The sequence below is a fragment of the Cellulomonas sp. P4_B5_2 genome, assembly GCF_056402235.1.
This window is the reverse complement of sequence record NZ_JBFUHU010000184.1, coordinates 1-9,576: the sequence shown is the minus strand read 5'-3', so window position 1 is coordinate 9,576 and position 9,576 is coordinate 1. Positions and strand designations below refer to the sequence as shown.

At 72.9% G+C, this 9,576-nt stretch carries 11 protein-coding genes, 1 tRNA gene and 1 pseudogene; 7 read left to right on the top strand and 6 right to left on the bottom strand.

Features of this window, described 5'->3' with window-relative positions; translation table 11 throughout:
* The 3 genes and pseudogenes from AC1DUQ_RS13915 to AC1DUQ_RS13905 all read left to right on the top strand — a co-directional run.
* Positions 1-649 (top strand): sensor histidine kinase (locus AC1DUQ_RS13915; RefSeq protein ID WP_477073983.1); only part of this gene is annotated, 649 nt, incomplete at its 5' end.
* Positions 637-1,305 carry a response regulator gene (locus tag AC1DUQ_RS13910; protein WP_477060926.1) on the top strand — a complete coding sequence of 223 codons (669 nt, stop codon included), beginning with the start codon at positions 637-639 and terminating at the stop codon, positions 1,303-1,305. The genes AC1DUQ_RS13915 and AC1DUQ_RS13910, both read left to right, overlap by 13 nt.
* Positions 1,302-2,009, top strand: a pseudogene (locus AC1DUQ_RS13905) (DUF4097 family beta strand repeat-containing protein); the annotation flags it as partial. The gene AC1DUQ_RS13910 and the pseudogene AC1DUQ_RS13905, both read left to right, overlap by 4 nt.
* Positions 2,010-2,156: 147 nt before the next feature.
* Here the strand turns inward: AC1DUQ_RS13905 and AC1DUQ_RS13900 are convergent.
* The 3 genes from AC1DUQ_RS13900 to AC1DUQ_RS13890 form a co-directional block, all read right to left on the bottom strand.
* Positions 2,157-2,230 (bottom strand) — tRNA-Pro (locus tag AC1DUQ_RS13900).
* Between the two features lie 48 nt (positions 2,231-2,278).
* Positions 2,279-3,229 (bottom strand): metallophosphoesterase, encoded by a 951-nt coding sequence (locus AC1DUQ_RS13895; protein WP_477060928.1) that lies wholly within the window; start codon positions 3,227-3,229, stop codon positions 2,279-2,281.
* On the bottom strand, positions 3,229-5,664 hold the full coding sequence (locus tag AC1DUQ_RS13890; RefSeq protein WP_477060929.1) for a transglycosylase domain-containing protein: 2,436 nt from the start codon (positions 5,662-5,664) through the stop codon (positions 3,229-3,231). Before AC1DUQ_RS13890 ends, AC1DUQ_RS13895 begins: the two co-directional genes overlap by 1 nt.
* A gap of 244 nt (positions 5,665-5,908) precedes the next feature.
* On the opposite strand from AC1DUQ_RS13890, the gene AC1DUQ_RS13885 reads away from it, so the two are divergent.
* From AC1DUQ_RS13885 to AC1DUQ_RS13875, 3 genes are read left to right on the top strand one after another with little or no spacing between them, the layout of a single operon-like run.
* Complete coding sequence (locus AC1DUQ_RS13885) at positions 5,909-6,202, top strand: WhiB family transcriptional regulator (protein WP_421743119.1); 294 nt, start codon at positions 5,909-5,911, stop codon at positions 6,200-6,202.
* Between the two features lie 40 nt (positions 6,203-6,242).
* Positions 6,243-6,401: a DUF4177 domain-containing protein gene (locus AC1DUQ_RS13880; protein WP_146925896.1), complete on the top strand. Its 159-nt coding sequence runs from the start codon at positions 6,243-6,245 to the stop codon at positions 6,399-6,401.
* Entirely contained in the window at positions 6,401-6,895 is a 495-nt protein-coding gene (locus AC1DUQ_RS13875) for a RidA family protein (RefSeq protein ID WP_477060930.1), read from the top strand. The genes AC1DUQ_RS13880 and AC1DUQ_RS13875 overlap by 1 nt, the downstream gene beginning before the upstream one ends.
* Positions 6,896-6,933: 38 nt before the next feature.
* Here AC1DUQ_RS13875 and AC1DUQ_RS13870 read toward each other — a convergent pair whose 3' ends face one another.
* Positions 6,934-7,611 carry a Crp/Fnr family transcriptional regulator gene (locus AC1DUQ_RS13870; protein ID WP_477073982.1) on the bottom strand — a complete coding sequence of 226 codons (678 nt, stop codon included), beginning with the start codon at positions 7,609-7,611 and terminating at the stop codon, positions 6,934-6,936.
* Positions 7,612-7,735: 124 nt separating this feature from the next.
* Complete coding sequence (locus AC1DUQ_RS13865; RefSeq protein ID WP_477060932.1) at positions 7,736-8,161, bottom strand: hypothetical protein; 426 nt, start codon at positions 8,159-8,161, stop codon at positions 7,736-7,738.
* Positions 8,162-8,338: 177 nt separating this feature from the next.
* On the opposite strand from AC1DUQ_RS13865, the gene nth reads away from it, so the two are divergent.
* Positions 8,339-9,037: an endonuclease III gene (nth, locus tag AC1DUQ_RS13860; RefSeq protein ID WP_477060933.1), complete on the top strand. Its 699-nt coding sequence runs from the start codon at positions 8,339-8,341 to the stop codon at positions 9,035-9,037.
* Here nth and AC1DUQ_RS13855 read toward each other — a convergent pair.
* Positions 9,027-9,576, bottom strand: a 550-nt coding sequence (locus tag AC1DUQ_RS13855; RefSeq protein ID WP_477073981.1) for an alpha/beta fold hydrolase, incomplete at its 5' end; no start/stop codon positions are given. The genes nth and AC1DUQ_RS13855 overlap by 11 nt on opposite strands.

Here is a 9,576-nt window from a genome sequence, read left to right as displayed (position 1 = left end):
GGCCGAGGGGCGGGCGGTCCAGCTGACCGAGACCCGCACGGCCGCGGTGGGTGCCGCCGACGAGGAGCGCCGCCRCATCGAGCGCGACCTGCACGACGGCGCGCAGCAGCGGCTGGTCGCGCTCGGCGTCGAGCTGGGCACCGCCCGACGCAAGGTGTCGAGCGACCCCGAGGCCGCCGCGGCGCTCGAGCACGCGCACCGCGAGGTCAAGGAGACGCTCGCCGAGCTGCGGGACCTGGTCCGCGGCATCCACCCCGCCGTGCTCACCGACCGCGGGCTCGACGCCGCCCTGTCCGCACTGGCCGCCCGCAGCCCGGTCCCGGTGCGCGTCGACGTGCCCGACCCACCGGCGCTCAGCCGCGCCAGCACCTCCGCACAGGCCGCCGCCTACTTCGTGGTCGCCGAGGCCCTCACCAACGCCGCCAAGCACGCCGACGCCCAGCAGGTGACGGTCACCGCCACCGTGAGCCCGGACGCCCTCCTGCGGATCGTCATCGCCGACGACGGCCGCGGGGGAGCGACCGCGGCGCCCGGCAGCGGGCTCGACGGACTGCGCAGCCGTGTCGCCGCCCTCGACGGCACGTTCGACCTGGACAGCCCGGCCGGAGCCGGCACCCGACTCACCGTGGAGGTGCCGTGCGCATCGTGATCGCCGAGGACTCCGTCCTCCTGCTCGACGGCCTGACCAGGCTGCTCGAGGCGGAGGGGCACCGGGTCACCGGCTACACCACCGCCGACGAGGTCGTCGCCGCCCTCGGGCCCGACGACGAGCTCCCCGACGTGCTGGTCACCGACGTCCGGATGCCTCCGTCGCACACCGACGAGGGCCTGCGGGCCGCGGTGCACCTGCGGAGCCTGCACAAGAGGCTGCCCGTCCTGGTCCTGTCGCAGTACGTCGAGCAGCGGTACGCCCGCGAGCTCTTCGCGGGGGACGTGCGCGGCCTCGGCTACGTGCTCAAGGACCGGGTGGCCGACGTGGACGAGTTCCTCGACGCGCTCGGCCGCGTGGCCGCCGGCGGCACCGTGATCGACCCYGAGGTCGTCGCCCAGATCCTCGCCCGGACCCGGCGTTCGGGCCTCGAGACCCTCACCCCGCGCGAGCGGGACGTGCTCGGTCTCATGGCGGAGGGCCGCTCCAACGCGGCCATCGCCGACCGTCTCGTCGTCGGGCTCCCGGCGGTCGAGAAGCACGTGACCTCCATCCTCACCAAGCTCGACCTCCCGCAGGCCGCCGACGACCACCGCCGCGTGCTCGCCGTCCTGCGCTGGCTGGAGCACGAACCCACGATCGGAGAACGACCATGACCACCACCCTGGAGCGGCCGGCCGCCCCCGCGGGTCCGACCCCGCGCAGCCCCGGCGCACGAGCCCTGACCTGGACCGGCGGGATCGTCGGCGGCCTCCTGCTGGTCTCCGCCGGCTTCAGCGCCGTCGACCTGCTGGTGCTGGGGTCCGACGACGCGACGACGCGGTCGGACACTGCCAGCTACGCGGCCGCGCCCGTGGTCGAGCTGGTCGCCGACGGCCACATCACCGTGACCACCGGCGGCGACCGCGTCGAGGTGGAGCGCACCGCGACCACCGCACTCACCCGGGCGCACTACTCGGTCGACGAGCTGGCCGACCAGCTGCGGGTGCAGTACCTCTGCGACTGGTGGCGGCCCGGCTTCTGCTCGGCGTCGCTCGACGTCACCGTCCCCGACGGCACCTCCGTGATCGTCCGCGCCCGGGACGGCTCTGTCACCGCGACCGGGCTGAGCGGCCCGCTCGACGTGCACACCAGCGACGGCGACACCGACGTCTCCGACATCGACGGCGACGTCACCGTGCGCGCCGCGGACGGCCGCACCGACGTCGCCGACGTCAGCGGCTCCGTGTCGGTGTCCTCCGCGGACGGTGCGATCACGGTCTCGGACGTGGCCGGCTCCGCCACCACCCGCTCCAGCGACGGTCGCACCGAGATCTCGGGCGTCCGCGGCGACGTCGACGCGCACGCGAGCGACGGGGACGTCACGGTGTACGGGACGGGGAAGGCGGTCGCTCTCGACATCTCCACGGCCGACGGCGGCCAGACGGTCGAGGGGTTGGTGGACCCCACCTCCTCCACCCACGTGCGGATCCGCGCGGATCTGCTGATCAGGGGCCTTTCTCGTCTGTCGGGGTGGCGGGATTCGAACCCACGACCTCTTCGTCCCGAACGAAGCGCGCTACCAAGCTGCGCCACACCCCGTGGAGCCTGGCAAGGATAGCCGACGACCACCCGTGCGACGAAACCGGATCACGCAGCGACGAGCGTGAGGAGCGTCGCTTCCGGCCGGCACGCGAACCGGACGGGCGCGTACGGCGACGTGCCGAGCCCCGCGGACACGTGCATCCACGTGGAGCCCGCACCCCCCGGCTGGTCGGGACGCGGACCGGGCCAGCCGTGCAGGCCCTTGGCGCGGCGGGTGTCCAGGTCGCAGTTGGTCACCAGGGCGCCCCAGAAGGGCAGGGCGAGCTGGCCGCCGTGCGTGTGCCCGGCGATCGCCAGATCGACGTCGTCCGCGTGCAGCTGGTCCAGGACGCGTCGGTACGGCGCGTGCGTGACGCCCAGGTGCAGGTCCACGGGGGTCGACCCGGTGCGGGCGTCGTCGTCACCGCCGGCCGCCGGGAAGCGGTCGCGGTCGAGGTGCGCGTCGTCGGTGCCCACGAGCGACAGCACGCGGCCGTCGACCTTGAGCACGTCCCGGCGGTTGGTGAGGTCGATCCACCCCGCTGACCGGAAACGGGCGGTGAGCTCGCGCCAGGGCAGCTCGGCCGGGCGGGCGGGCGGGGCGGAGCGGGCGTCCGGGAGCAGGTAGCGCGCGGGGTTCTTGGGCATCGGCGCCACGTAGTCGTTGGACCCGAGCACGAACGCGCCGGGCACCGCGAGGTGCGGCTCCAGCGCCTCGAGCAGGGCCGGCATCGCGTCGAGGTGCGCCCAGTTGTCGCCGGTGTTCACCACGAGGTGCGGGTCCAGCGACGCCAGGTCGCGCACCCATTCGACCTTCTTGCGCTGGCCGGGGGTCAGGTGCAGGTCGGAGACGTGCAGGATGCGCAGCGGGTCCTGGCCGGCCGGCAGCACCGGGATGGTGACCTCGCGCAGCGTGTACCAGCGGACCTCGATCAGCGAGGCGTACGCGAGCGCGCCCGCACCGGCCAGGGCGACGGCGCCGGCGGTGCGGGCGAGCGTGGTCGTCGTGGCACCCACTACGGGTTGCCTCGGCCGCCGCCGCCACCGTTCCCAGGATTGCCACCCTGACCCGGACCGCCCGGCTGGTTCGGGTCGACCGGTGCCACGGGCGGCTGCCCGTTGGACAGGGTCAGCTGCACGTACGAGCCCCGCACGGCGGTGCCGGACGGGCTCTGCGACACGACCGCCCCGGCCGGGAGCGCGGAGGGCACCTGCGCGGGAGCGATCGACGCGCGGAACCCAGCGGCGGAGAGCTTGTTGCGCGCGTCCGCCTCACCGAGCCCGATGACGGACGGCACGGCCACCTTCTCGCCGAACACCTCCTTGTCGCCGGGTGCCGCGAAGTCGGGGTTGGCGGCACCCGCGAGCGCCTGCGTCATGAACCTGCTCCACGTCGGGGCGGCGATGGTCGCGCCGTACGTGTACCTGATCTTCTTGCCGTTGATGGTGATGTTCTGCACCGGCCGCATGCCGTCGGAGTAGCCGACCCACACCGCGGCGGCGCGCAGCGGCGAGTAGCCCACGAACCAGGTGTGCTCGTTGTGGCTGGTGGTCCCGGTCTTGCCGGCGGTCGGGAACGGCGGCGGCGTGACACCGTCGGCCGTGCCCTGCCAGACGTTGCGCAGCGCGTACGTCAGGGCGCTCGTGTACTTGGGGTCGATGACCGGGCTGCAGCCGGCGCTCGGGACCTGCAGCTCGACACCGTCGGCGTCGACGACGCTGGTGATGGCGATGGGCGCGCAGTACGTGCCGTTGGCGGCGAACGCGGCGAACGCGGCGGCCATCGACAGCGGGGCGATCGAGTTGCTCCCGATCACGTTGGCGGGGTACGGGTCCGCGTTGCCCTCGCCCGACTTGCCGCCGGCCTTGTGGATCCCGATCTGCGCGGCGCCGTCCATGATGCTGCAGAGGTCGAGCTGCATGGCCATGGTCAGGTACGCGAGGTTGACCGAGTTCTTGGTCGCGTCCATCACGGTCATCGTCTTGCCGTTGCCCTCGGCGTTACCGGGCGTCCACTTCTCGTTGCGGCCCTTGGCGCCGCAGGAGGTGAACATGTTCTGGTTCAGGGGCCGGACGCTGCCGTCGACGGTCTCGTTGAGGCTGTGCCCCTGCTTGAGCCACTCGAGGAGCGTGAACGGCTTGAACGTCGAGCCGGGCGGGAAGCCCGACGCGCCGCCGTAGGCGTTGTCGGTGTTGAAGTTGACCGGCGTCTCGCGGTCCCCGTGCTCGGCCACCGCGGTGTAGAGGCGGTTCTGCGCCATCGCGGTGATCTTCCCGGTGCCGGGCTCGACGACGACGATCGAGCTGGCGACGCCCGAGGGGTCGTCGACGGGGATGCCGTTCTTGACCTCGGCGTCGGCGATGGCCTGCTCGGCAGGCTGCAGCGTCGTGGTGATCGTGAGGCCACCACGGTAGAGACGCTTGATGCGTTCGGCCTTGGTCGCACCGAACGCCTGGTCGTTGCTGATGACCTTGGTGACGTAGTCGCAGAAGTAGCCGGAGCCGGGCACCACGTCGCCTGCGGACATGCACCCCTGCTTGAGCGGCGAGGGGTGGAGCGTGTCCGCCAGCGGGGTGGCGCGGCCGGCCTCGTACTCGGCCTGGGTGATGAACTTCTGCTCGTACATGAGCTTGAGCACGCGGTTGCGCCGCTCCTGCGAGGCCTCGGGGTTCAGCACCGGGTCCCACTTGGTCGGGCTCTGCGTGACGCCCGCGATCGTGGCGGCCTCGAGGTAGTTCAGGTCCTTGGCAGGCTTGGAGAAGTAGTACTGCGCGGCCGACTCGGCGCCGTAGACCGAGGCGCCGAACGGTGCGATGTTCAGGTACTTCTCGAGGATCTGGTCCTTCGTGAGCCGCTTCTCGAGCGCGATGGCGAGCTTGGCCTCCCGCAGCTTGCGCGCGTACCCCTCGGTCCCGTCGGCCTCGCGTGCCGCCTGGATCGCCTCGAGCTGCTCGGCCTTCGTCTCCTTGGCCAGGGCTGCGTCGATGAGGACGTTCTTGATGTACTGCTGGGTGAGCGTCGAGGCGCCCTGCTGACCGCCGTCGTTCGCCTGGTTCTGCACGAACGCGCGGAGCATCCCGGTGGGGTCGACGCCCGCGTGCTGGTAGAACCGCTTGTCCTCGGTGGCGATCACGGCGTGCTGGAGCAGCGGCGAGATCTCGGTGAGCGGCACCACGACGCGGTTCTGCTGGTAGAACGTCGCCAGCAGCGTGCCGTCCGCGGCCTTGATGACCGACTTCTCCGGAAGGGTGCCCTCGTCGAGCTCGGTCGGGAGGTCGTCGAACGCGGTGACCGTCAGGTCGGTGACGCCGTTGGCGACCGCGACTCCGGGCAGGACGAGACCGGCGGCGAGCACCCCGCCCACGCCCGCGACGAGCGCGAAGGTGAGCAGGAGGGCCAACGCCTGGAAGACGTTGACCTGTCGGCCGCGCTGGCGCGCAGGGTTCGGCATGCCGTCAGGGTAGTAGGCGCCCCTGTCAGGGCCGCCACGGATCGGGCCCGACGCCCCCGACCTGCACGGGACCTGCACATGCCCTCGACGCTCGTGACTGCACCCGCTCCGACCCGGTCAAGCGTCCATCTGACGGAATGACCCGAACGGAGTCTCGCCAGAGTGGTCGTCGGAGCGCTAGTTTCCCGGCAGGACTCGGGTGCGGTTGCCACGGCACGCCCCGTCGGCGTGCTCGGGAGGATGCGTGACCACACTCGTGCAGGACACGCACTGGACCGCGCTCGCGGCATGCGGCAAGGGCAAGCTCGCGCCCGACGCGCTGTTCGTCGAGGGTGCCGCCCAGCGGGAGGCCCGCGCGGTGTGCACCAGCTGCCCCGTGCGGCTCGCCTGCCTGGCGGACGCGCTCGACAACCGCATGGACTTCGGGGTCTGGGGCGGCATGACGGAGCGCGAGCGCCGGGCCCTGCTCCGGCGCCGCCCGGAGGTGCGGTCCTGGCGGACCGAGCTGGTGGGGTCGGACGCCGTGGACGGTTCGTGAGAGCGCTCCGACACCGGCGCGTGGCCCTAGGGTGAGCCGCATGGCTACGCAGTGGGAGTACGCGACGATTCCGCTCATCATTCACGCCACCAAGGCGATCCTCGATCAGTGGGGCGCCGACGGGTGGGAGCTCGTGCAGGTGATCCAGGGCCCCGACGCAGGCCTCGTGGCCTACCTCAAGCGGCCCAAGGAGTCCTGATGGGCGCCGCCGCGCGCCTCGCCGAGCTCGGTCTCGAGCTCCCCGAGGTGGCTCTGCCGCTCGCCGCGTACGTTCCGGCGGTGCGGTCCGGGTCGTACGTCTACACCAGCGGGCAGCTGCCGTTCGTGGCGGGGGCCCTGCCCGCGACCGGCAAGGTCGGCGTCGGTGCCGGCCTGATCACCCCGGAAGACGCCGCCGGGCACGCCCGGACGTCCGCGCTCAACGCGCTCGCGGCCGTCGCCGCGGTGGTGGCCGCCGAGGGTGGTCCGCACGGCGCCGACGCGCTCGACCGCATCGTCCGCGTGGTCAAGGTCGTCGGCTTCGTGGCCAGCGACCCGGCGTTCACCGGTCAGCCCGCGGTCCTCAACGGCGCGAGCCTGCTGCTGCACGCCGTGCTCGGGGACGCCGGGGTGCACGCGCGCTCGGCCGTCGGCGTGGCCGTGCTGCCGATGGACTCGCCGGTCGAGGTGGAGATCGTCGTCGAGCTGGCTTGACGCCTGCTCAGCGCGCTGACCTCCTGCGCTCAGCGCGCTCAGCGCGCCCTGCGCTCCAGCCGCTCCACGTCGAGCAGCACCACCGCGCGGCCCTCGCGGCGCACCCAGCCGCGCGCCGCGAAGTCGGCGAGCGCCTTGTTCACGGTCTCGCGCGACGCGCCGACGAGCTGCGCCAGCTCCTCCTGCGTCAGGTCGTGCGCCACGCGGATGCCCTCGTCGACCTTCTCGCCGAAGCGGGTCGACAGGTCCAGGAGCGCCTTGGCGACGCGACCGGGGACGTCCGAGAAGACCAGGTCGGCGAGCGCCTCGTTGGTGCGGCGCAGCCGGCGGGCGRGCGCCTGGAGCAGGTGCGGCGCCACCGTGGGCTTGTCCTGGAGCCAGCGGATGAGGTCGCCGTGGCCGAGCTCGAGCACCACCGCGTCGGCGACGACGGTCGCGGTCGCGGTACGGGGGCCCGGGTCGAAGAGGCTGAGCTCGCCGAACATCTCGCCCGGGCCGAGGACGGCCAGGAGGTTCTCGCGTCCGTCGTTGGAGCGTCGACCGAGCTTGATCTTGCCCTCGCGCACGATGTAGAGCCGGTCGCCGGGCTCGCCCTCGTGGAACAGTGCGTCGCCACGGGCGATGTCGATCGGCTTCATCGACGCGACGAGCGCCTCCGACGACTCCTGGTCGAGCCCGGCGAACAGCGGCGCCGACAGCACGATGTCGTCCTCCACGGGGACCTCACCTCTCTGGCCGCTGCCCGGATCGTCCCGGTCGCGGCATCGTTCACCTTGGGTCCAGATGCACCGACTGCTGGTCAGCGGCCTGCGCGGCTCTCAGTCTGCCCCATGGTGGGCGTCATCCGCGGCCCAAGGGCTCCCGAAGGCCGGCGACGACCACGCCGGGATCGACCGCGAGCCGAGTGATGAGGCGGTCGGTGGCGCGGGTCAGGGCGGCCTCGACACCAGCGGCGTACGCCGAGAGCTGTTCGTCCAGGGCGCGGAGCTCGTGCAGGCGGCCCACGTCGGCACTGACGCCGTCGGTCCCGGCATCGGCGAGCACCGCGGCGAGCGCCGCCGGGCGCGGGACGTCGAGGCCGACCTCGAGCGGGAGCTGGAACGCGACGTCCTCACCGAGCGTCTGGGGGCGGGCGGCCTGGGCGACCGCCAGGTCCAGGCGGGCCCGCACCAGCCGGCGCCACCAGGTGACCCGGGCGTGCTCCGCACGCAGCGCGCGCCGGTCGAGGCGGAGATCGCGGACCCGTTGCTCGACCGGGGGCGTCATGCGGACAGGTCCTCCTCAGACGGATACGTCGGACAGGCTCGTTGTCTCGTTTCGGCCCGGTACGGGACGACCTTGAGCGCAGGTCCCCTGGTGCGCCGCCGAATCACCCCATGGGAGCAGCACAGGAGGGCGGAGGCTCCCCGAACGGGTGTCGGCACCGGGTCGTACGCTGCCGAGGTGATCGGAGCAGACATCGAGTCGCCCCTTGCCCGCACCCGGCGCGCGCGCCGCATCGACCGTGCCCTGACCGTGCGGTACCCGGACGCACGCTGCGAGCTGGACTTCACCTCACCGTTCGAGCTGCTGGTGGCCACGGTGCTCTCGGCGCAGACCACCGACGTCCGCGTGAACCTCACCACGCCGATCCTGTTCGCGCGCTACCCCGACGCCGCCGCGCTCGCCGCTGCGAACCCCGAGGAGCTGGAAGAGATCCTGCGGCCCACGGGGTTCTTCCGCGCGAAGGCCAAGTCGGTCACGGGCCTGTCCCGGGACCTGGTCGAACGGTTCGGTGGAGAGGTGCCGCCGCGGCTGACGGACCTGGTCACCCTGCCCGGCGTCGGGCGCAAGACCGCCAACGTGGTGCTCGGCAACGCGTTCGGGATCCCCGGCATCACCACGGACACCCACGTCATGCGCCTGTCGAAGCGGCTCGGCTACACCACCAGCGAGGACCCCGTGGTGGTGGAGAAGGACCTCGGCGCGCTCCTGCCGCGCAAGGACTGGACCATGGCCTCGCACCGGCTGATCTTCCACGGCCGGCGCACGTGCTTCGCGCGCAAGCCCGCGTGCGGTGCCTGCCCGGTGGTGTCGATGTGCCCGTCGGCCGGCATCGGGGAGCTGGACCCCGTGAAGGCGGCGGCGCTCGTCAAGCCATGACGGGCACGGTCTCTCGCAGCCAGGCCAGCAGCAGCTCGGTGACGCGGTCGGGGGCCTCCTCGGCGGGGAAGTGCCCCACCTGCGGCAGCAGCTCGAACTGGTAGCGGGAGGCGACGAGCGCGGCGGTGTCCTTGGACAGGGTGGCGTGCGACGCCGGACGGAGACCGTCCCGACCCCCGTGCAGCTGGAGCACGGGCAGGGCTCGCGTGTTCTCCTCGAGGTCCGCGTGGTAGCGCCGGCCGTCGGGACGGGGCATCGAGCGGACCAGCCAGCGCAGCTGCTCCATCTGGCTGTGCGCCGCGAACGGCACGCGCGCGGCGGACCGGTACGTCGCCTCGGCGCGGGCGTCCAGCCAGCCCGGCGCGCCACCCCACTCGTGCAGCAGGCGGGTCACGAGATCGCCCTCCATGAGCGCGTGCTCCGGGAAGGACGGGAGCTGGGCGAACGCGAGCCGCCGCAGGGCGGCCGGGCGGACCGCGGCACGCGGGTGCCCGCGGGTGTCCAGCGGGTGCGGCGCGGCCAGGGCGCCGACCGCGCGG